The sequence below is a fragment of the Fibrella musci genome, assembly GCF_041321105.1.
In the GTDB taxonomy this organism is placed as follows: domain Bacteria; phylum Bacteroidota; class Bacteroidia; order Cytophagales; family Spirosomataceae; genus Fibrella; species Fibrella musci.
In genome coordinates, this window is record NZ_JBGGWD010000007.1 from 64,729 (window position 1) to 86,655 (window position 21,927).

20 protein-coding genes and 1 tRNA gene are annotated in these 21,927 nt (G+C 54.8%); 8 read left to right on the top strand and 13 right to left on the bottom strand.

What is annotated here, in order from left to right; all coding sequences use genetic code 11:
- Positions 1 to 28: 28 nt before the first annotated feature.
- From ACAW74_RS22245 to ACAW74_RS22265, 5 genes are all read right to left on the bottom strand, one after another.
- Positions 29 to 403 carry an Asp23/Gls24 family envelope stress response protein gene (locus tag ACAW74_RS22245; protein WP_370700440.1) on the bottom strand — a complete coding sequence of 125 codons (375 nt, stop codon included), beginning with the start codon at positions 401 to 403 and terminating at the stop codon, positions 29 to 31.
- 103 nt (positions 404 to 506) lie between these two features.
- Positions 507 to 1,769, bottom strand: a complete 1,263-nt coding sequence (locus ACAW74_RS22250) for a hypothetical protein (RefSeq protein WP_370700441.1) — start codon at positions 1,767 to 1,769, stop codon at positions 507 to 509.
- A gap of 32 nt (positions 1,770 to 1,801) precedes the next feature.
- Entirely contained in the window at positions 1,802 to 2,437 is a 636-nt protein-coding gene (locus tag ACAW74_RS22255) for a hypothetical protein (RefSeq protein ID WP_370700443.1), read from the bottom strand.
- A 47-nt stretch (positions 2,438 to 2,484) separates the two neighbouring features.
- Positions 2,485 to 3,864, bottom strand: coding sequence for an efflux RND transporter periplasmic adaptor subunit (locus ACAW74_RS22260; protein WP_370700444.1), 1,380 nt, complete (start codon positions 3,862 to 3,864; stop codon positions 2,485 to 2,487).
- Positions 3,865 to 3,965: 101 nt separating this feature from the next.
- On the bottom strand, positions 3,966 to 5,486 hold the full coding sequence (locus ACAW74_RS22265; protein WP_370700445.1) for a TolC family protein: 1,521 nt from the start codon (positions 5,484 to 5,486) through the stop codon (positions 3,966 to 3,968).
- Between the two features lie 76 nt (positions 5,487 to 5,562).
- On the opposite strand from ACAW74_RS22265, the gene ACAW74_RS22270 reads away from it, so the two are divergent.
- A complete protein-coding gene (locus ACAW74_RS22270; protein WP_370700446.1) occupies positions 5,563 to 6,360 on the top strand; it encodes an aminotransferase class IV in 798 nt (265 codons plus the stop codon).
- Here the strand turns inward: ACAW74_RS22270 and ACAW74_RS22275 are convergent.
- On the bottom strand, positions 6,355 to 7,038 hold the full coding sequence (locus tag ACAW74_RS22275) for an ABC transporter ATP-binding protein (RefSeq protein WP_370700447.1): 684 nt from the start codon (positions 7,036 to 7,038) through the stop codon (positions 6,355 to 6,357). The two genes, ACAW74_RS22270 and ACAW74_RS22275, sit on opposite strands and share 6 nt — an antisense overlap.
- Positions 7,039 to 7,117: 79 nt before the next feature.
- Between ACAW74_RS22275 and ACAW74_RS22280 the strand changes: the two genes are divergently transcribed.
- Together ACAW74_RS22280 and ACAW74_RS22285 are read left to right on the top strand one after the other, a co-directional pair.
- Positions 7,118 to 7,357, top strand: coding sequence for a hypothetical protein (locus tag ACAW74_RS22280; protein WP_370700448.1), 240 nt, complete (start codon positions 7,118 to 7,120; stop codon positions 7,355 to 7,357).
- Between the two features lie 8 nt (positions 7,358 to 7,365).
- Complete coding sequence (locus ACAW74_RS22285; protein ID WP_370700449.1) at positions 7,366 to 7,521, top strand: hypothetical protein; 156 nt, start codon at positions 7,366 to 7,368, stop codon at positions 7,519 to 7,521.
- Between the two features lie 140 nt (positions 7,522 to 7,661).
- Here the strand turns inward: ACAW74_RS22285 and ACAW74_RS22290 are convergent, their stop codons facing one another.
- Positions 7,662 to 8,741 (bottom strand): DUF4097 family beta strand repeat-containing protein, encoded by a 1,080-nt coding sequence (locus tag ACAW74_RS22290; RefSeq protein WP_370700450.1) that lies wholly within the window; start codon positions 8,739 to 8,741, stop codon positions 7,662 to 7,664.
- A 232-nt stretch (positions 8,742 to 8,973) separates the two neighbouring features.
- Here ACAW74_RS22290 and ACAW74_RS22295 point away from each other — a divergent pair, with 232 nt between their 5' ends.
- The 5 genes from ACAW74_RS22295 to ACAW74_RS22315 all read left to right on the top strand — a co-directional run bounded on the left by ACAW74_RS22295 (position 8,974) and on the right by ACAW74_RS22315 (position 14,939).
- Positions 8,974 to 9,819, top strand: coding sequence for a hypothetical protein (locus tag ACAW74_RS22295; protein ID WP_370700451.1), 846 nt, complete (start codon positions 8,974 to 8,976; stop codon positions 9,817 to 9,819).
- Between the two features lie 191 nt (positions 9,820 to 10,010).
- A tRNA-Gly gene (locus ACAW74_RS22300) sits at positions 10,011 to 10,086 on the top strand.
- A 172-nt stretch (positions 10,087 to 10,258) separates the two neighbouring features.
- Entirely contained in the window at positions 10,259 to 10,780 is a 522-nt protein-coding gene (locus ACAW74_RS22305; protein ID WP_370700452.1) for an HNH endonuclease signature motif containing protein, read from the top strand.
- A 302-nt stretch (positions 10,781 to 11,082) separates the two neighbouring features.
- Entirely contained in the window at positions 11,083 to 14,109 is a 3,027-nt protein-coding gene (locus ACAW74_RS22310) for a hypothetical protein (protein ID WP_370700453.1), read from the top strand.
- Positions 14,110 to 14,222: 113 nt separating this feature from the next.
- Positions 14,223 to 14,939: an ABC transporter ATP-binding protein gene (locus ACAW74_RS22315; protein ID WP_370700454.1), complete on the top strand. Its 717-nt coding sequence runs from the start codon at positions 14,223 to 14,225 to the stop codon at positions 14,937 to 14,939.
- A gap of 99 nt (positions 14,940 to 15,038) precedes the next feature.
- Here the strand turns inward: ACAW74_RS22315 and secG are convergent, their stop codons facing one another.
- The 6 genes from secG to ACAW74_RS22345 all read right to left on the bottom strand — a co-directional run bounded on the left by secG (position 15,039) and on the right by ACAW74_RS22345 (position 21,778).
- Positions 15,039 to 15,419, bottom strand: coding sequence for a preprotein translocase subunit SecG (gene secG, locus ACAW74_RS22320; RefSeq protein ID WP_370700455.1), 381 nt, complete (start codon positions 15,417 to 15,419; stop codon positions 15,039 to 15,041).
- 105 nt (positions 15,420 to 15,524) lie between these two features.
- Positions 15,525 to 16,397, bottom strand: coding sequence for a DUF8458 domain-containing protein (locus ACAW74_RS22325; RefSeq protein WP_370700456.1), 873 nt, complete (start codon positions 16,395 to 16,397; stop codon positions 15,525 to 15,527).
- Positions 16,398 to 16,488: 91 nt separating this feature from the next.
- Entirely contained in the window at positions 16,489 to 16,992 is a 504-nt protein-coding gene (gene lptE / locus ACAW74_RS22330) for an LPS assembly lipoprotein LptE (protein ID WP_370700457.1), read from the bottom strand.
- Positions 16,993 to 17,041: 49 nt separating this feature from the next.
- Entirely contained in the window at positions 17,042 to 18,427 is a 1,386-nt protein-coding gene (locus tag ACAW74_RS22335) for a sigma-54 interaction domain-containing protein (protein ID WP_370700458.1), read from the bottom strand.
- 114 nt (positions 18,428 to 18,541) lie between these two features.
- Positions 18,542 to 19,960, bottom strand: coding sequence for a tRNA (N6-isopentenyl adenosine(37)-C2)-methylthiotransferase MiaB (miaB, locus tag ACAW74_RS22340; RefSeq protein ID WP_370700459.1), 1,419 nt, complete (start codon positions 19,958 to 19,960; stop codon positions 18,542 to 18,544).
- A gap of 201 nt (positions 19,961 to 20,161) precedes the next feature.
- Positions 20,162 to 21,778, bottom strand: a complete 1,617-nt coding sequence (locus ACAW74_RS22345; protein ID WP_370700460.1) for a CotH kinase family protein — start codon at positions 21,776 to 21,778, stop codon at positions 20,162 to 20,164.
- Positions 21,779 to 21,927 lie beyond the last annotated feature (149 nt).

The window sequence follows — 21,927 nt, forward strand, 5'->3', positions numbered from 1 at the left end:
ACGTTAAACGCTAGACGTCAAACCCAGTTTAAAATGGCGTTCTGCGGGCGAAGATCGAGGCGTACCGAAGGCCCAGCGAGAACAAAAAGAACAGAATAGCCGCCAGCAACACGTTGACGCCACCGAAGCTCGTCATGTACGAGTCGGCATCGTCGGCGCCGGTGCGGTCTTTGGCATACCAAACGGCGTAGGCATACCCGAAAATCAGCACACCAACGAGCGTAAGCGCCCAATGCAGTGTGCGGTGGAAAACGGGTTTCCAGCGGCCCAGTGCCACATAAAACACCGCCGCCACGCCCAGCGCCACCAGCACAGTCATGGTGCCAACCGGCGTGAAGATTTCGTCGGCATAAATCGGGTCATTATTCTGACCCAAGAAGAGTTCGTAGATCGATTGGAACATGGGGGATAAGGAATGAACAATGTACAATTGACAATGCACAATGCTTATTGATGCCAACACGGCTCAGGCAATCATTGTGCATTGTCAATTGTACATCGTTCATTTAGTTTTTGCTCAGTTTAATGCTCATAGCGGCAAACTCGTTGCCGCTGGTTTGGTAGGCTTCACGCACGCCGGTCATCAGGTGTTCGAGTGCGAAGGTTTTACCCTGTCGGCCCGTGGCCGTGCGGTCGTCCATTGTCGACCAGTTGGTGTACCACGAATCGAACCGGACGGGCAGTTTCAGCGTCACCGTGGCGGTTTCGTCGAATAGATTATCAACGTGGAAGGTCAGCACGTGCGTATTCTGGCTGAGGAGTTTTTGCTCCCGATCGCTCATACGGTCGGTGTTGAGCGCCGCTTTTCGCTGCACCTTCGCCAGCTTCACCGCCCCGTTGTCGACCGCCACGTTCAGGTTCTTTTGCAGGTACGTCTCTTCCTGTGCGTAACTCGGCAAGGCGTTCAGGTTCACCGCGATCGCAAACTCAATGGGTTTGGCTTTGCGGCCCATCTCGATCTCTGTCACGTTGTTATGATCGGCGCGCCAGTCGCCGCTTTTGTTGGCGCTGAACAGCAAATCGTAATTTTTCAGGGCACCTGCCGCGCCAAAATCGAGCCGCTTGGCGGGGGGCGTCGACAGGCTTTCCAGCAGCTGCCCAGCGAACGTGCCCACGAGGCTCTGTTTGCCGATAATCCAGATGTAAAACGGCCGCGGTTCGCCCGTCAGCTTCTGCTTCTGGTTCTGGTAGGTGTAATACGTACCATTGAACGGCGACGTATAAGCCAGCACGGTGGCACCAATGCCCTGCTTGCTGAAGGTGGCAAACTGGTCATAGATACTATTTTTCAGCGTACTCGATGCGTTGTTACGGTTCACTTCGGGGTCGCGCTTGATGTCGGCGTCAGGAAACGAGAGGATGCAGTCCGACACAAAAATGGCGATGTCATTGCCTTTAGCCCGCTCTCCTATCTGCCGGAAAATCTTGTGGAGTTCCGAGCTTTTACCCGTTGCCAGTGGCGTTGTCGCCATCTGCGCCACAAACGTATTGACATCGCCCGATACCGGCTGTGCTTTGCCGGAAATGGTATTGAGCGATACCGGCCGCAATTGATTGGCTTTCGTCACCACGTCCGACACCACATCCTTGAACGTGGTGCCGCCGCTCAGATAGCCGCCCATGCTTGCCGATGTCTCCAGGAAGAAATGCACCTTACCTACCTGCTCGGTTTTGCTGGGGGTACTGGCCTCCTGTTTGTCGCGTTTTTTGCCGCCACCACAGGCGGTCATCAACAAGGCAATGGCTAACGTAAAGGCGGTAAGCTTCATGGAACAGGGCGTGTGGTGAAGACGATAATGCATCATTTTCGGACAAAGAACATCGCGATTAACAGGGCGATGAGCGAATAGCCGTAGGCGGTAGCGGCCGCGTCGATCTCAAATCCATCGACGGTTTGCGCAATGTAGGCAAAGAGCGAACTCCAGACCGTCAGCCAGTATGTCCAACGTACGAGGCGGCGCGTTTTGTGTGTAAAGAACAAAATTGACAGGATAACCAGCAACACCGCCGCTGCTACGCCAAACACCGACCCGATTAGTTTAGGCTCGGCCGAAGCATATACCGACGACTCGCCAAACTGATTGCCGCCCGCCAACAGAAGGCAAAGCAACGCCGCGAGCGAAAGCCAGCCACCTACCTGGCTAATCGATCGGGTAGCGCGTTTCGGGGGTTGGGGTGTCAATGGAGGCTCAGGCGGCAACGTACCCAGACGGCGGGCCTGCTCGACCTGCCGAATGGCGGCCATGCCTTCCACGATGTCCATCTGACTGCCGCCCGTATCGGCCAACGTACCCACGCGAAGCAACACCTGCCGACCGGCGGCAAAACCAGTGGCCTCGGCTACGTCGTCGCGCCGGAAATAATGCAATTGACCTGCCTCTGTCCGAAGCAGGCCACATTGGGTCAGCGTATCATAGTGGATAATGGTGCCGCGCATTGAGCAAGCGTCTAAGGTTCAATGTGTAAGGTTTGAACGTTGACCCATCATTCCTTCTTCACCTTGTTGGGGTCTCTCTTAACAACCAGATCGCCGGGTTTGAGTTTTTTAGAAACCACCAGAAAGGGACCGGCAATAACCTGATCGCCTTTTTTCAACCCCGATACGATCTGAATGTTTTCGAAGTCGCTGATGCCAGTTTTCACCTCGCGCTGAGCCGCTTTGCCATTCTCGGCCACAAACACGATCTCTTTCACGGATTTGGGGGCGACAGTTGCCTGTTCATCGTTATCGTCGGTGGCTGGCTTAGCGGCCATCTTCGTGCTGTCGGCGCGGGTCGTCACGGCGGCAATGGGCACCGACAGTACGCCCGGGCGACGGTCGGTGATGATCTCGACGGAGGCCGTCATCCCTGGTTTGAACGGAAAGCCGCGTCCGCCCAGTTTGGCCGACAGATCGGTGTATGAGCTGTTGAGGATCTTGATTTTCACCTCAAACTCGGTTACGGCATCGGTCGACAGGCTCGACGAAGCGGCCGAGTTGGTGCTACCTGCCAGCCCGTTGGCCGTGTTGGCTACTTCGGTCACGATACCTTTGAACTTACGGCCGGCCGTGGTGTAGGAGTCGACTTCAATATCGGCCGTATCCCCCAGCGTAACCCTTACAATGTCGTTCTCATTGACGTTCACGCGCACCTCCATGTTGTTGAGGTTCGCTAGTCGCATAATCTCGGTACCCGCCATCTGCGACGTACCCACGACGCGCTCGCCCTGCTCGACGTTCAGTTTCGAGACAGTGCCGTTGACAGGCGAATAGATCGTGGTTTTGCGTAGGTTTTCCTTGGCGTCGCGCAGGCTGGCCTGAGCGCTCTGGATGCTGAACTGTGCCGCCCGCACGTTGGCCCGCTGGGCTTCAATATCCTGTTTGGCGACGTTGTAGTTGGCCTCGACGGTTTCGAAATCGGCCTGCGAAATCACCTTATCGGCGAGCAGTTTGCGGCTCCGTTCGTAGTCGGCTTTGGTCCGAATCAGGCGGGCTTCGGCCTGTAATACGCCCGCTTTCGATTGTTCCAGTTGGGCTTTACTTTGGTTGACCGTCGCCTCGGCGCGGGCCGAAAATGATTCGTAGTTGTCGGGCCGAATCCGGCACAGAATCTGTCCGGCCTTGACGGGGTCGCCCTCTTTGACATACATGGCGATGATCTCGCCCGATACGTCGGGGCTGATTTTCACTTCGACTTCGGGCTGCACACGCCCCGATGCACTGACCCGCTCGACAATATCGGTGGTACGCGCGACGGCAAAATCGACTTCCGTGGTTGGTGGTTTACCAATAATGCCGGCCTGTTTGGCGGCTACCAGCCCCCCGACCAACAACACGACAGCGATGCCCAGTATCCACCAAATACGGTTTGATTTCTTTTTCATAGAGAGTGAAGGAGTGAAAGAATGAGAGAGCGAAAGAGTGATTGGCGTTGTGGGTACGTCGTAGAAACGCAGACCCACTCTTTCATTCCTTCACGCTCTCACTAAAAATTGAGCGGTTTATTCTGGTAAAAATCTAAAATCTTAATGCGGAACACGTAGTCGTATTTGGCCTGCACCAGGCCAGCACGGGCGCGGTCGAGGTTCCCCTTGGCCACGTTGTAGTCTGTTGAGTTGAGCGCACCCGCGTTCAGGCGGCTTTCCGATACCTTGAACGCCCGCTCTAGTTGAGTCACCTGCGCCAGGGTAGCCTGATACCGGTTACCCGCCGCCCGGAGGTTGGTGTAGGCTGTCTCGATGTTCTGGCGTAGTTGCAGGCGAGTATTCGCGGCGGCGATTTCCGAGTTCTGCTGCTGTAGTTGCGCCGACAGAATGCGCGTCCGGGCCAGCGATCGGTTGTAGATCGGCACCTGCACCTGTAGGGATACACTACGGTTCAGGTTATTCCCTAGCTGATCGAAGAAGGTATAATTCTCGAATCGGTAATCCGGTTGTTGGGTCGTAATTGTCGTTGGGATACCATTGACCAGAATCGTCTGATTGACGTTGGTAACTGTACCCAGATCATACCGTCGTTGCAGCCCTACATTTGAATAAAGGGTACTGAGGTTTCCGTTTAGGGTCACGACTGGAAACAAATTCGCCCGCGCCACTTGCACGCCGAACGCATCGCTTTTTACGCGTAGATCGGCGGCCTTCACGTCGGGCATAAATTGCTCTGCCACACCAAATACATCGTCCGACGTAGACCCATAGGCCGCCACGGTGGGGTCAGGTACGTTCACGGTTTCCACGTCGAAGGTATTAGTCGTCGGGCCACCGGCCGGTACGTTCATGGCCTGAAGCAGGGCCAGCTTCGCCAGTTCGATCGTATTCTGAGCATTCACGATGGCCAGTTCATCGTTGGCAATTGTGGCCCGGATCACAAACAGTTCGGCTTCGGCCAGCGATCCGGCATTAACGAGCTTCTGGGTACGGTCAAGCTGTGCCACCGACACGTCGCGCTGCCGTTGTGCCACCACCAGTTGCTCCTGCCCTGTCAGTACGTTTAGGTACTGCTGAATAACAGTCAGGATCACGTTATTCTCGGTCGCTTTCACCGTCGCTTCGTTCGACTGGCGGAGCAGATCGTTCTGCTTGATTGTATTCTGCAACAGTCCTCCATTGTAGACCGTCGCCTGCACGGATGCCTGGAAGTTGTTCGACAGTACACCCTGATCAACGAAGGCGTTGGTTACGGGGTTAATGTTCCGGCCCGAGTTGTAGCCCTGATTCAGAAAAGCCCCCACGTTGGGCAGCCGATTAAGGCGGGCTTGCCGGAGTTGCAGTTCGCTGTTACGGAGCTGAATCTGGCTTTGGCGCAGGGTCAGGTTGTTTTGCAACGCAATGTCGATGCACGTTTGCAAGCCCAGCCGTTGGGGAACGCGTTGTCCCTCGCCGGGTGTGGCCGACGCAGCCGGAGGAGTGCCCGTTGTCTGGGCATATACCGATGGATGGCCCAGCAGAGCGGCGAGTGCCAGTCCGGCGGCAGAGAGTCGCAAATAGGGCAGTAGGCGCATGTTCATGTGCATTTCTAAGGTCAATGTTAAAAGGTACTTGGGGCGGCAACCATCGTTTTGGGATAAACGGCTAATTTCCGCCATGAATCTGGTTTATAATTCGGATGTAATTCCGGCAAGCCACTGGATGACCCCGCCAACCGACCGGGCTTTCCAGTATGGCGACGGGCTGTTTGAAACCATTCGGTACGAAAATGGGCAAGTCTGGTTCTGGCCCGACCACTACGATCGCCTCCGACAGGGTATGGCCGCGCTCCAGCTCGACGTACCGACCCGGTTTGACAGTGATACGTTGCACCGGCAGGTACTTGATCTGATTACCCAAAACGGTCTGGCCGACACGCCGGCCCGCCTCAAATTGCAGGTGTGGCGACAGCCGGGCGGCCTGTATACACCCGCCACCTGTGCGGTTAACTGGTTACTGACGGCGCAACCCACTTCCCCGTTTTCCGTTACGGCCAAAGACTCCCTCGGTTGCTTCTCCGACGTTCGGCTTTCGCCTTCTTCTATATCACGGTTCAAAACCCTCAATGCGCTGCCTTATGTGCTCGCGGGGTTGTACAAACAGCAGCACGGTTACGACGACGTTCTGTTGCTCGACACCCACGGTCACGTGGCCGAGTGCGTCGCCTCATCGTTATTCTGGCAGCGCAACGGCCGGTGGTATACGCCCAGCCTCGCTACGGGTTGCATCGACGGCATCCTGCGCCGGCAGTTACTACGTACCCAGGCGGTAGAGGAAGGTTTTTTTTTGCCTGAGTCGATAGAAACGGCCGATGCCGTTTTTTGTGCCAATGTCAACGGCATCCAGACGTTGCGGGGTACGTCGGCCGATGCGATTACGCCGTTGCTAAACCTTATAGGTCTCGAAGACCTATAAGGTTTGGGCCACCTCCGGTTCGAGCCAGCCATCTTTCAGCCTCACAATGCGGCTGCCAAACTCGGCGTTGGCCTCGGAGTGAGTCACCTGCACGATCGTGACACCGTCTTTCTGATTTAGCTCGCGGAACAATTCCATAATCTCGATGGCCTGCGCCGAGTGCAGGTTACCGGTGGGTTCATCAGCAAAGATGACCTTTGGTTGGGCCACAATCGCCCGGGCCACGCCAACCAGTTGCTGTTGCCCCCCCGATAGTTGACTTGGAAACAGGTCTTTCTTCGCCACGATGTTGAACCGGTCGAGTACGTCGGCTACGCGGCTTTTCCGCTCATTACCCGACATACCTTTGTAGAGCAGCGGCGTTTCGATGTTTTCGTAAACGGTCAGTTCATCGATGAGGTGATAGGCCTGAAACACAAACCCAATGTGACTGCGGTGCAATTCGGTGCGCCGTTTCTCCGACAGTTTCTGCACGGGTTGGTCCAGAAACCGGTACTCCCCCTCGGAAGGCTCTTCCAGCAAGCCCAGAATGTGCAGCAATGTACTCTTGCCCGAGCCGCTCGGCCCCATGATGCTCACAAACTCTCCTTCATTGATGGTCAGGTTGATATTTCGGAGTACATACGTCCGGCCAAACCCGGCGGGATAGTACTTGGCGACGTTCAAGAGTTGAATCATAATCGGTTATCTTTAATAAGGTTAACTGCAAAAGACTATATCATCCAGCGTTTGATGACCGCTGCATCTGCGCGAAGACATGGATACGTATGCGCCTCGTGATCATCAGCGTATCATTGCCCGGCTCACCACAGGTTTAGGAACGGTATACTACCAGCAGAAAAAGATTACGCTGGAACCCCTGCCAGAAACGATGGTGAACGAGGCCGAAGCCAACCCAGCACCCGATCTGGTTTTGGTTGACCCGACAACTGAATTCATCCAGATTATCATTGAGGTTTGCAAAACAACGGGTTTGAAAATGACATTCAGAAAGTAGTTCGGTTGTTGGACGACAATGCTTACGCTATTCAGGAAGGCTTTATTTACGATTACAAGGTAGAAAAATGGTACCGCTATCAGGCTGGTAACGGAGGCAACATCGAAGAGTCGTCATTTTCCACTATTCTGCAACTTGACCTCAACACCCTACTACCCGTTTAGCACTATAAAGGTAGGTTCAATCGGTGTGCCACAACGTAAAAAAGCCCTAAATCAAGCGATTTAGGGCTTTTTTGGAAATCACTCGTCCGCATTCGGACATCGGGCGGACAAATCAGCATTGGTCGCCGATTCGCTACCGCCTAATTCTGATTCAGGTATACGTTCCCGGCTGAGGCCGTCAATTTCACGGGGATACCGCCGCCGTTGATCTTACCTACGATCCGGTCTTTATCGGCCGTCCCGCTGAAATTGGTCAGGGGGGCACTCACCCGATTGCCATCGAGTTCAAGGTCCATACCTTTGTTCATGGGCATCTGCACACGTACGCTGCCAGCCGACGTACCCAGCGTGACAAACTTGTCGACACGGGTCAGGTTTACCTCGACACTGCCGCCCGACGTATTGGCGTCGATGCTGCCGGCCATGTTCCGAATCCGGATGCTACCGCCCGAGGTGCTCGTTTGCAACTCACCATCGATCTGATCGCCGTTGATGCTACCACCCGAGGTACGCGCTTTGATCATGCCGTTCAGGCTCATCAGCCGCAGGCTCCCACCCGACGTTTCGAGGGTCAGGTTACCGTTTGAGTTGCTCGCTTCGATGCTACCGCCCGACGTTTCCACGTCGACCCGCTCCCGGCACCCATCCAGTTTGATGCTACCACCCGAGGTGCGCCCCGCAATGTCGCCCTTCAGATCCACCAGCCGCAGGCTCCCGCCCGACGTCTCGAAGCGCTGCTTGCCGTCGAGGTGGCTGATCTGAATGCTACCGCCCGACGTGTTGAGGTCGGTGTTGACGCGGCGCGGCGTAAAGAATTTAAAGCTGATGCTGAGGGCATTCCGGTTATTCCACCAGCTGCCATCCCGCTTTGATTTGGCAGTGGCCACGAGCGTGCCTCCATCCTGCCGGATGCTGATCTCGTAATCTTTCAGCCGGTCTTCGATTTCCTCGCGGCTCAGTTCATCGCGGCCATTCCAGTTGCTGCTGCGCACATACATTTCCAGGCGAGCTTCTGAACCTGTGCCGCCTTCGACGGTCAGGCTCCCACCTGATGTTTGTGAACGCACGGCATTGATGCCCGAAAAGGTCTGCGTTTTGTAGGGTTTCAAATCGCGGTCGTCAGTTGGCGTTCCCGAGATTGCTGATGAACGGGCCACGGAGAGCAGAATCGCTACCGTTAGCGTGGTTGTCAACAGCAGGAATGTACGTAAAGGGCTCATGGAAGTATGCGTTTTAGATGCGTTCATTGAAAAGATGCAGCTTCGGCAACGACCGTTGCGTTGCCCATCACAAAATGCTGTGCCAATGCTTAAACAATAGGCAAGCCAAATCTTCAATCTACTGATTATCAAATCGTTAAAATCAAAATCATGTCCGAATGCGGACAGTTACTTTCAGATACGGACATCGTCTTACCGCTGCCAGATGACTACTTCAATCCTATCCATTTATATGATTCTATCTCTCCACACCCTTCGTACAGTCGGCCTATCATTCTTAATAGTCTGGGGGGCAATCACCTGTTCAGCGGGTCTGGTCAATGGCTTTTCGCGATCCATCATCCCAACCAATAACGCTGCCGATACACTGACCCAAACGCGGGTACCGGGCGTTCATAGCCTACAGCTTGGCGCTGCCCTGGGCGTGACCCAACTATTCGGCGACCTGTCGTCGTCGGAGCTTAAGCCGACCGTCGGTATCACGCTGACCTATCCCCTAAGCCGCACCTTTAGTCTTCAACTTCTAGGCGACCTGGGCTCGCTGGCGGCACGGCAGCAGGTGTTTTACAACAGTAAAGCCGAAGCCAGCTTTACACAGGCTAGCTTGAGCGCCTCCGTCGATCTTTCCGAACTGTTAACGGGCAACAACCAGAAAAAACGAACCAGTCACCTCAACAAGTTGTCGTTTTATCTGGCTTACGGCCTGATTTTCTTCGATGCCACTGCGTACTCCCTCGGCAATGGTGCTGTGCAGCGCCTCACCAACGGGCCGGGTAGCCACCGCACAGCCAGTGATAACACGACGGCCAAAGGGGCAGCAGGCGTAACCAAAACACACGAGCCAGTTGTTCCGATAGGGCTGCGCTACAGCTACCCGCTTTCTCGCAGCCTGCATCTGACCGCCGACCTACGTTACAACTTCGTTTATACCGACAAGCTCGATGCCACCTTCGACAATGACAACAGCACCATCGCGACCCGCAACGGGGGTGCTATTTTCGGGCCTATTCCGACTGGCAATAGTCTTGATTCGTGGGGGTCGCTATCGATCGGCCTCACCTATCGCCGCCATAAGTGAGGTAGTTGGGAGATTGACAAAATTGGGACCACTCATTTTTTTGGGCAAATAGTGCTTTCGGAATGAGCCACTTACCTCGTCGGACTACTTTTTTTGACGCCTTTTTTTGCCCGACCTCTTGACAAACGCTGCTAAACGCTCTACTTTTGCATCATCAAATCGCTGACGGCCACAAGCCAACAACGAAAAACGCGAAAGTAGCTCAGCTGGTAGAGCGCGACCTTGCCAAGGTCGAGGTCGCGGGTTCGAACCCCGTCTTTCGCTCCACGAAAATGGCACCGCACCCGGTGCTTTTTTTGTATCAGGTGGTTCGGAAGGAACCCTTGTTCTTTGACTTGCCGGGATGGCGGAATAGGTAGACGCGCAGGACTTATATCCTTGGTATTCTACTAATAGCTATTAGATGCTCTGTTTAAAGCAGTTCACTCACAATGTAGAGATGGCCCGTTATCAATTTGATTCTCACTTCCAATCTCGCTTTATTACGATTTGCGAACAAGCTACCAGTATGGCTCAAGCGGCCTTAACGCTTGGGATGAATTATAAAACGCTTTGTTTCCATGCCAAGCGTTTGAGCTGTTTCAAACCCAATCAATCAGGGAAAGGAGTTGTAAAGAGGTCTTCGAGAGAATCAGTACCATTAGAATTCATTTTTAACGGTACTCACAAAACGTATCAGTCGCACAAGTTGAAAAAGCGACTCATTCGGGAAGGCATCAAAAAAAGTCAATGTAAATCATGTGGTTTAGAGACTTGGTTGACGAAACCAATCCCCTTGGAACTGCATCACATCGATGGGATCAGAATGAATAACACATTGGCGAATTTGTCTCTACTTTGTCCAAATTGTCATGCTTCTACCGAGAATTATCGAGCTAAGAATATCAAAAATTTGAGTGCACGGTTGGAAACGATCGATGTAGAACCGTTTAACGTCGGGGAAGCCTTCCAGTTAAGCTGATGGTAATCCCGAGTCAAGCCACGTTATTGATGCGTGGAAGATGTAGAGACTTGACAGACGGCACCTACGCTTTGCCCTGGGCAAGGTATGGTGAAGAGAAAGTCCAGACCACAAATCAGGGAAATTGACCTGAGCAGCGAAAGCTGTAGTTGGTACGAAAATCCTGTGAGCCGTAAAAGCTCGTGCGGGTTCGATCCCCGCTCCCGGTACATTTCAACACAAAAAGCACTGATGGTCAGTGCTTTTTGTGTTTATACCCTTTTTAGCCTTACGATTTGCTTTATCAGATTCGTTAGTACAGTATGTCATTACTCTTCTGGAAGAATTGGAACGTACCCAACCGGCTAACGTACCTGGCCGGGCTTGGGTTGTTGCTGCTGGCGTTCGGCTGGTTTGGCTTTACTTGGTACCAGGGCCTCACTAACGTGGTCCAATGGCAGGTGCTCAGTGAACTAGTTGGCCTACCCGCTTCGCTTTATACGGTTACCGACGGCCTGCTCACGTACCCCATACCGGGACAGGTACAGGCTGTGATGGGGCAGTTCATGGCCTCGCCTATGCAGGTCTACCCGCTTGTAGCCACTGGTACCCTCGTCGGGCTGTGCGGGGCTATGGCGCTGTTGCTGGCGGGCGTCTGTCGGCTCCCCACGCTGCTGTATCGGATCAGCATGGGCCTGTTCATTCTGTTTCTGGCCGTTTGCCGTTTCGACATTCTCGCGCTGCCAGGCTTTCTGAATAAGTGGCTATTCCTGATCCTGGCGATCGTGTTCGGAGGGACTAGCTACTACTTTCACGCCTTCCGCCCCGGCACTTCCTTCGCGATTCGGACGGGCGTATTTCTGGGCCTAATTGCCCTGACGGCCCTGGGCATTGGCGGCGTCGCCGGGGCAACGTACCCAGCGCAATTGCTGGTAAGCTACGCGCTACCGGGCCTGCTGGTGCTGAGTATCGCTTTTATTATCCTGATCGCTATTGAACCCATCGTCGCGATGGTCTGGCTAACGAGCGTCCGCCGGTCCGACGCCACCGCTAGCTCCGGCAAACCACTGGGTCTGTACAATTTTCTGCTGATCAGCGTCCTGTATCTGATCAACCTGCTCCTGATCTGGCTCAAAAACACACGCACGATTGAGTGGGATGTTCTCACAATCAGCCCGTTTCTTATCGTAGCCGTTTCCATTAGCCTGGGTATCTGGGGGTTTCGTCGGTTACTGGAGCAACAGGAGCGCGTATCGTTCGCCGAGGCGGGGGCGGGCGTCTACATCGGTGGAGCCATACTGACGCTGCTCACGATGGCCTACGCCTTCGTCACCGCCAACGACCCGCTGATCGAGGTGTTTGAAGATGCCATCGTCTACAGCCACTTTGCCATGGGCATCGGTATGACGCTCTACGTAGCGCTAAATTTCTGGCCGATCTACCAGCAACAGCTACCCGTTCATCGGGTAGTATACAAAGCCAAACTGGCCGACCTGTCGCTTTTCCGGCTGGCGGGTATTGTTGGCATCGTCGGCATGGTGGCCGGTGGCAATTATTTTGTGCTGCGACAAGGGCAGGCGGCGCTGGAGTCGGCCATTGCCGACGCGTACATGGCCGAGCAGCAGCCCGAACTAGCCCAGACATTCTATCAGCAATCGCTGGGGCATGAGTTTCTGCAACACAAAGCCAACTATGCGCTGGCATCGATGGCATTGCTCCGAAATGATCAGACCACAGCCGCTCAGTTTCTGACGCAGGCGCTGCAAAAACAGCCTTCCCCGCAGGCCTACGCTGCGCTCAGCCAAACCTACCGGCAAACCAATCTCTTTTTCGAAGCCATCAAAGCGCTGCAACGCGGTATCCGGGCGTTTCCGAACAGTGGCGAACTGCGCACAAACCTGGGCTACCTCTACAGCAAAACAGCCATCGCCGACTCGGCCTATTATTACCTGCAATCGGCCGTCGACCAGACCAGCCAGGATGCTGTGCCGCTGGCCAACCTGTTGGGCGTTTATGCCAAAAATCCGCAGATTCTGGCCGCCGACTCTACACTTGCCGAGCAGGTCGACGCCCGCACGGATCCGGCCTTTACGGCAAACGCACTGGCGTTGCGATTAGTAACGAAGCGCACTACGGCGGGCGACTCGTCGGACGTACCTAACGTACCCAGCTGGCTGACCAATCTAAAAGCCGGGCAGGCGCTCGACGCGGGGCAGTTTGCCAGCCTCTACAATTATGCCCTGGCCACACCCCGGCCCGACACCGCCCTCGTCAACCAGCTTCAGCAAGCCGCCCTGAATCCGGCGAATCAGGAAGTAACCGACGAGTTGCTGCTGGCAACGGCACTGGCGCGGTACAAAGCCAATCAGCACCCCGAAGCCTTTGATCTATTGACTCAGTTGGCCGAAAACGACGCCCGCAAACGCACAGCCTACCGCACGACGCTCGGTCTGCTGGAACTGGAACAGGGCCTAAACCGGCAGGCGGCAGAGACCTTTGCGCTCAATACCCTCGACACGCTGTCTATGCTATACCGAGCGGTGGCGTTGACCAAAATCGGCAATCTGACGGCGGCTCAACCGCTTTGGCAAACGGCCACCCGGCAGGATGCTACCATGCGAGGTATCGCTGAGACATTGTATGGTCCGAAACAGCCGACAACCGATCTGGAAAAGGCGTTTTACGTCTCATTCCGACCCGATGATGCCAATCGGGGCCGCGTTTGGGAAACCATCCGAGATGCCAACCTAAAAACGGTTGCCGGCGCTTTCCTGATCGACACGTACCTGGCCACGCGGCAGTACTTCTACGCCCAGATGATCCTGAGCCAGATGGGCGAGCCCAAAGGCCTCTCGGCGTTTGCCCGATCAACAGAAAACCTGTCGGCGGTGAAAATTGCAGCCTTTCGGCAGAAGGTGGTCGCGACTGATTCGCTGGCCAAAACGTTTTTTGTACCCGCGCACCAGGGCCTGGTGGCCGCCCTGCGCGGTCAGGTGTTTGCCAACGCGAAGCGCCTGCCCGATGCGCAGAAAGCCTATACGACCGCGCTTCAGCTAGCCCCGGCCAACGCTGGCGTGGTAGCCGAAGCGGCTAATTTCCTGCGGACCAACAAACAAGTGAAACCGGCCTACAACGCCGTTCTGCGAGCGATGGCAGTCAACGAAAACGACCCCGATCTATTGAAGAGTTATGTGCTGCTCTGCGCCGACCAGTCTCTGTTCGATTACGCGGAGCAAGGACTGGTGAAGCTGAATTTCGCCACCACACCCGCCGACTATCAGGCATTCGAGGCGGCTTATCAGCAAAAAATTACGGCAGTCGAAAACCAACGCCAACGGTTCACAAACTGAGGTATTTTTAACAGTTTTCAGATTGGGCATTTTCAGTTGTGTCTGACGGGCGAGCCGTTGAACAACGGCACCGCTGAAAACGCCCAACCTGAAACCTGCGAACTGGTTTGTCTATGAATATCATTGAAACCCGCGCCATTGCCAAACGGTATGTGATGGGCAGCGAAGTCGTCGAAGCCCTTAAGTCAATTACTATCGAGATCCAGAAAGGCGAATATGTTGCGTTTATGGGTCCATCCGGTTCGGGTAAATCGACGCTGATGAACATCGTCGGTTGCCTCGACTCACCTACGTCGGGGCAGTATGTTCTCAACAATCAAGATGTGAGTAACATGACGGAGAACGAACTGGCCGAGGTACGTAATAAGGAGATCGGGTTCGTGTTTCAGACGTTCAACCTATTGCCCCGCCAGACGTCGCTCGAAAACGTGGCGCTGCCCCTCATCTACGCGGGTCTGAGCAAAGCCGACCGGACCGAAAAAGCCATGATCGCGCTCAAAAACGTGGGACTAGAAAACCGCGCCGGGCACCGGCCCAACGAGTTGAGCGGTGGTCAGCGGCAGCGGGTAGCGGTGGCTCGTGCGCTTGTCAACGATCCGAGTATCCTGCTCGCCGATGAACCGACGGGGAACCTCGACACCAAGACGTCGTATGAAATCATGGACCTGTTCGACCAGATTCACTCGAAAGGCAATACGGTCATCATGGTGACGCACGAAGAAGACATTGCCGAATACGCCCACCGGATTGTCCGGCTTCGCGATGGCTTAGTTGAGACCGACCGGGCTAACGAACACATCCGGAAAGCCCGCGCGTTTATGCAGGCATAACTGAGAACCGACACAAATGATAAAGAGCGAAGGCTCTGCTAGTGCACCACCAGGTACGTTAGCAGAGCCTTCGCTCTTTGTTGATTTTAGGCTTACGCTTTACGGACGAAGTGCCGACTGCGAATTGCCGGGGGCGGCAGCAGGTGCCTGAGCCGGCGCAGGGCGTTGCTGCGACGGAGCCGGAGCGGCGCTTGGCAGCGTACGGGTAGCCGCGCGCTCAGCGTTCACACTGTTGAAGTTGGCGTTACCGGTTTTGTCGACCAGTGCGTATGAGGCCAACGCGAGTACCATTACGGCAGCACCCAGGCCCCACGTAATTTGCTCGACCACATCGGTGGTTTTCTTCACGCCCATCAACTGGTTCGAGCCAAGCCCACCCAGTTCACCAGACAAACCGCCGCCTTTTGAGTTTTGAATCAGGACCACCAGCACCAGCAAGACGGTCAGAATGCACACTAAAACAATAATTGTCGTTACCATGAATGCAGTTAAAAAAAGTCTTCTGTTTCCAGCTGTTGGTCAATAGCCTGCAAATCGCGTACCGATCGAAACTAAAAGACAAATTGACTGAAAACTCGTGTTCATTCAGCGTTTCGCCACAGGCTGTTCCTCGTTCCGACTTGTTGTCAATTCGCTGATTTTGGCCGCAAAATACGCAGATTTTTCTGGATTTTTCAAGGCCAGCTTTTCATATATCTCGATGGCCTTGTCGTATTTACCCTGCCGGCACAGGATTTTGGCGAAACTCTCGGTCACCAGCCCGCCTCCCAGCGCTGTAGGCTGACTACGTTGGCTGAGGTCCTCCTGCTCGGCGGGCTCACCCAGCTTACCCCGGACGGGCGCGATGCGCGGTTCGTTCCGGATAAAGTTTTCGATAATCTCCAGTTGCCGTTTGCGATCTTCATCGATCTGCCGCTGCTGAGCAATCTGTTTGTCTTCTTCCAGCGCCTGTTGTTCGTCGAGGGCCAGGTCGGCTTGTATGGCTTCTTCAGCCAGCGTGGGGTCATCAACAGGCGGGCGGAATGCCGTATCGACCACCATGCCCGATTCATTAAAGGCAATCCGGGGCATTTGAATCAGCGGCATTTGCCAGCCGTTCGCACCAACCGCCTTGTTCCGGAACAGGGCATAACTTTCGTGTTGGTAGTCGTCGGGGATGGGCACCTGCCGCGAGGCTAATTCATTCAATTTCAGCAGCAGATTGGTCGACCACTGAAACTCATTATCGATTAATTTACGCAGGGCATTCCGGCTGAGCGCATAGGCAGCAGCCCGGCGCACATAGGGTACGGTTTGTCCTTTTTGATGGATGGAAGCTGCTTTGGCCGCGAGTGTATACAGCGACTGACAATAGGGATAAGCGTCGAGATTTTCCTGCAACTGCTGAAAATCAGCGGTTGTCAGGTCTTCAGGATGAGTGACCCAATAGGAAAACGTTTCTTTGTCAATGGGCATCATGAACGGATTGGTGTCAGCAGTTTAGCGAATCTACGACCAAGTAAGCCGAAAGCTACAGACAGGTTCAGATTAATTTTAGGCGGTGTAGCCGCTACCAATCGGCGGCGGTTTTGTTGAAGACGTCGAGCACCAGCTGATCGAGAATTTCGGGTACGAGCCGACCTTCGTTCTGGCTCAGGGTCTGGTTCTGCGGAAAATCCTTGTAGAACGAAAACGCCTGATCAAAGCTCTTGGTGTCGTCTTTTGTATTGGTGAAACGTACCTGAATCGTGATCTGAAGGCGGTTCAGACCAGCCTGATCGCTCGCCGTGGGCGCCACCGGAATCAGGTCGTAACCGGTAATAGTGCCTTCCAGCGCCATATCGCCCCCCGTTGGCAATACCTTCAGGCTGGTATACCGCTGGTAGTATTCCTTAAGCTTCTCGGTCAGGGTCAGCGGCAGGTTGGCCGGTCCACCCGCCGTTTGCAGTGTAAAGTTATTGACAGTCACCGACTTAATGTCGGGCGACAGCGTCGTTCCCGAAAACGAGTACACGCCGCAGGACTGAATGTATAATGCACAATGGACAATAAACAATGTGCTAACGAGCCACATGTTCCGGTTAAAGACATTATACATTGTCCATTGTACATTATTCATTCTCTTATTCTTCATCAATCTCATATTGCTTGATTTTGCGGTACAGCGTCCGCTCCGAGATACCGAGCGCCTGAGCAGCGTATTTGCGCTTGTTGTTGTTGCGGCGTAAGGCCTTCACAATCATCTCTTTCTCCTTTTTTTCCAGCGACAACGAATCGTCTTCTTCGGTTTCGTGCGAAACGTCCTCTACCGTGGTCTCGTTGATGTCGCGGTCGGTATCGTCGATCACCTGCACCGCCGGATGGCCATAATCTGTCTCGTAGTCGTCCGACAGGTCGGCTACTTCAGCGCGGCCGGGTACGTTTCCGTTGGTACGGCTCCCATCGGGCAGCAGCCGGGCGTAGTTGGGCTCGCGTTGACCATCGCCATAGCCGGCACTTTCCTCACGGCCCACCGACTCGAATAGGTCGCGGTGTTTGTGCAGCATCTGCGGCCCGTAGGCTTCGTTGCTGAGTACGTCGCGCACCAGCTTTTTCAGTTCCGTCATGTCGCGGCGCATGTCGAACAGCACTTTGTAGAGCAGTTCACGCTCCGAAAACGTCTCGGGTCCGCCCGCGCCCGGACCGGTCAGCGCCATCGTGGGTACGTTGGTTTGCGGCCGGGGCAGGTATTTGGCGAGCGTTTCGGCGTCGATCGGCTTGCTCTGCTCCGATTCCAGAATCGAAATCTGTTCGGCGAGATTCTTCAATTGCCGGATATTCCCCGGAAACGGATAGGTCAGCAACCGGCGTTTGGCCTCTTCGGTGAGCTGTACGGGGTTGATGCGGTAACGCTCGGCAAAATCGGTCGTGAACTTGCGAAACAGCAGGTCGATATCGGTGCCTCGCTCACGCAGGGGGGGCACGTAGATCGGTACGGTGTTGAGCCGGTAATAAAGATCTTCCCGAAAACGTCCTTTCTCGACCGCCGCCAGCAGGTTTACGTTGGTGGCCGCCACTACGCGCACATCGGTCTTCTGCACCTTCGACGACCCCACCCGAATAAACTCGCCATTCTCCAGCACACGCAGCAGGCGAGCCTGCGTGCCCATCGGCATCTCCCCGATTTCGTCCAGAAAGATGGTGCCGCCGTTAGTGGTTTCGAAGTAGCCCTTCCGCTGATCGACAGCCCCCGTAAACGAGCCTTTTTCGTGCCCAAACAGTTCAGAATCGATCGTACCCTCGGGAATTGCCCCGCAGTTGATCGCAATAAACTGACCGTGTTTGCGGGCGCTCAGGCTGTGTATAATTTTTGAAAACGACTCTTTACCACTGCCGCTTTCGCCCGTAATGAGCACTGTCAGGTCGGTCGACGCAACCTGCGTGGCTACGCTGATGGCGTAGTTCAACGCGGGCGCATTGCCAATGATCCCGAAGCGATTCTTTACAGACTGTATTTCCCGATTATCCATTCAATGACAGTTTTCAGTCTCCGGTCTTCAGTTTTCAGTGGCTCCGCCGGTCAGGAAAACCAAACGCAGCAGAACGACCAGAAACTGAAAACTGAATACAATCAAACTAAAAACCTAGACTACCTTTCCCAGCAATGTGGCGGCGGTGCAGTCGGTGACCAGCACGTTCACGTAGTCGCCTTTCTGGTGCTGACCACGCGGAAACACAACCACTTTGTTCTGGTCGTTACGGCCAAACAGATCGTCGTCCGACCGTTTGCTGGTGCCTTCCACCAACACACGCTGCACTTGCCCGATATGCCGCTGATTGCGCTCGAGCGAGAGGCGTTGTTGCAGGGCGATGATCTCGTTGAGGCGGCGCTTTTTCACGTCCTCAGGTACGTCGTCTTTGTATTTCTTCGCCGCCAACGTACCCGGCCGTTCCGAATAAGCAAACATGTAGCCGTAGTCGTATCGGGCATATGCCATCAGCGACAGCGTATCCTGATGCTCGGCTTCGGTTTCGGTGCAGAAACCCGAAATCATGTCGTGCGAGATGCCGCAGTCGTCGCCCAGAATAGCCCGGATGCGGTCGATTTTCTCGATGTACCACTCCCGCGTGTAGGTCCGGTTCATCAGCTCCAGGATCCGCGTGTTGCCGCTTTGGGCAGGCAGGTGAATGTAGTTGCAGATGTTGTTAAACCGCGCCATCGTGTGCAGCACCTCGTCGGTGATGTCTTTGGGATGCGAGGTCGAGAAACGTACCCGCAAATCGGGGTTCACCAGCGCGACACGTTCCAGCAGGTTGGCAAAGTTGACAAACTCACCCTGCTCACCCGTCCACTTGTAGCTATCCACGTTCTGGCCCAGCAGCGTAACTTCCTTATAGCCATCAGCAAAGAGCTGTTCGGCTTCGCGGACAATGCTGTACGGGTCGCGGCTGCGTTCACGGCCACGGGTGAAGGGCACCACGCAAAAGCTGCACATATTGTCGCAGCCGCGCATGATCGAGATGAAGGCCGTAACCCCATTGGAGTTGAGCCGGATCGGCGCAATATCGGCGTAGGTTTCTTCGCGCGACAGAAAGACGTTGACCGCTTTCTGCCCCGTTTCGGCTTCTTCCACCAGCTTCGGAATATCGCGGTAAGCATCGGGACCAGCCACGATGTCTACGATCTTCTCCTCTTCCAACAGCTTGGTTTTCAGCCGCTCGGCCATACAGCCCAGCATCCCCACCATCAGCTCGGGCTTCTTTTTCTTGAGCGTGTTGAGTTGCTTCAGCCGGTTGCGTACCTTCTGCTCGGCGTTGTCGCGGATAGCGCAGGTATTCAGAAAAATCAGGTCGGCATCTTCGGCGGTGGAGGTCGTGGCAAACCCGGCGTTGCGCATCACGGCAGCCACGATCTCCGAGTCGGAGAAGTTCATCTGACAGCCGTAACTTTCAATGTATAGCCGCTTCTTTCCGTCGACGAGTTCATCAACGGAGGTGCGGGGTAAATCGACCGCTTCTTTGTCGTCGGCCGATAGGATGGTCAATTCAGCAATGCGTTCCATAGCGTACTTCTTACCCGCAAAGGTACGAAGAATATACGCAACGGGCTGACAGAATGTCAGGGGAGCGGTGCTAAAAAAGGTTAAAGGGTGAGGTGCGGGGGGTGATAGGCAGGGAGTAGCAGGGGTGGCGGGGATAGCAGGGAAGTAAGCGTAGGTATGACGTACCCAGCTATCCCTGCCACCCCTGCTACTCCCTGCCTGTTACTCCCGCACGAGCACTTTCGATACGGGGCCGGTGGGTGTGTTGATACGTAGTACATAGGCGCCTGCTCCACCGAATGCGCTGGCGCTGAGCCGATGCGTGAACGTACCTGACGGCTGATTGGGAAACGAAAACGTACCGGCCGACCGGCCTTCGGTGGTGGTCAGCACCAGGGTTACGTCGCCCGGTTGCGGCATGGGTAAACTAACCAGTACATCGCCCACCGACGGGTTTGGCCCGACCGCCGCCGTGAGGGGTTCGGTAGCCAGCGGCAGTTGCCCGAACGATTCAATATTGCCGTCCATCCAGGCTAGCCGTTGCCCGATCCAATCTTTCAGAAAATTGATTTCACTTTGGTACGTCGGGCCAACGTACCCGTTTGGCCAGACATACACGCCAATCACCGGCCACTTCACAAAGTTGCGGGTGCGGGCGTCGGTGATGGCGTTGGCCGTCGAATCGACAAACGCGCCCAGGCGTTGGGGCGTCAGCACAGTCTGCCGCAGGGCTTTGTATTTCTCCTTTACTTTCTTGCCGAACGCCAGATCGGAGAGCATCCGTTTCCACCAGAACGGGAGTTGAAATTGATCGCCCGGGCAGGTTACGTCGAAATCGAACGACCACCCTCTGAAACTGTTGCCCTCGCAATAATCGCCGTTGCCGTAGGTGAGATTATAGTCCCAGATGGGACCCATCACCAGCTTGGGGTTTTTGCTGTCGCGGTCTTTGTAGAAGTACGCACTGAGTCGGTAAGCATCCACATTCTTGCAGATTTCGCTCAGCAGCAGGTAATCGATAAACGAATCCTCATCGGCAAACTTCCGCCAGCCGTTGGTGGGGTCAGTGTAGTTGGGGCCACTCAGGGCATCCTCGAAGTCGGTAACGTATTTTTTGATGTACTGAAACTGCTCATCGGCCAGGTCTTCGGGCTTGGGTCGGTCGATCTGAATGTCGAGCGCCCGTTTGAACAACCCCGCGCCATACGGTGACCGCCACGACCGCGACGAACTGCCGCTAGTCTTGTCTATTTTCAGAATATAACCGCCCGTAACCGCATCGCCCGACACATCCGTCTTTTTGATACTGGTGATGTTGACGCGGTTTTTATCACGTTTAAGGCGTTCCATCATCACGTAAATGCCCATGTACTGCCCATTGAGCGTGACCTCGCAATACCGAAATCGCGAGGCGTAGTACTTGCTCATCTTCCGATAAAAGTCGTAAGTGAGCGTTTCGCGCACCAGCGTTTTATCGTTGTAAACGGCGTTGAGCACCCAATCGCTTTCCGATGGCATCCCCAATACCGACTGCGCCAGCGAGTTTTCGCCCGTCGCGTCGCGCAGTTCGATACCGTAGGCTTTTTTTGGAAACAGCTGCGACGACGACCCGCGCAGTTCAATGCCAATGTTGCTGGTAAACGTCGGCTTGTCGGTCAGGTTATTGGTTTTGCCGGTGCCGTTATCGATGATCTGCATCGTAGCGGCAATCTTCGGATCGTCGGCAATAACGGCGCCTTTGGTATCGATCAGCACAATCGGCAGGTTCGACGACGTGAACGACTGGCCTAGACTTCGCAACGATAGCAGCAGGCACACAACGAGTAGTAATCGATTCATATTGGTTGGTTTAGGAAACAGACAAGCGACGACAGCACTCTGTCAAAGATAACAAATCGGCCCGTCTGGTATAGGTCCAAAGCCATTGGCTAGAGTACCGTACTCATAGCTGTGGCGACCAATCGCTACCCGCTTTTCCTTTTTCCGTA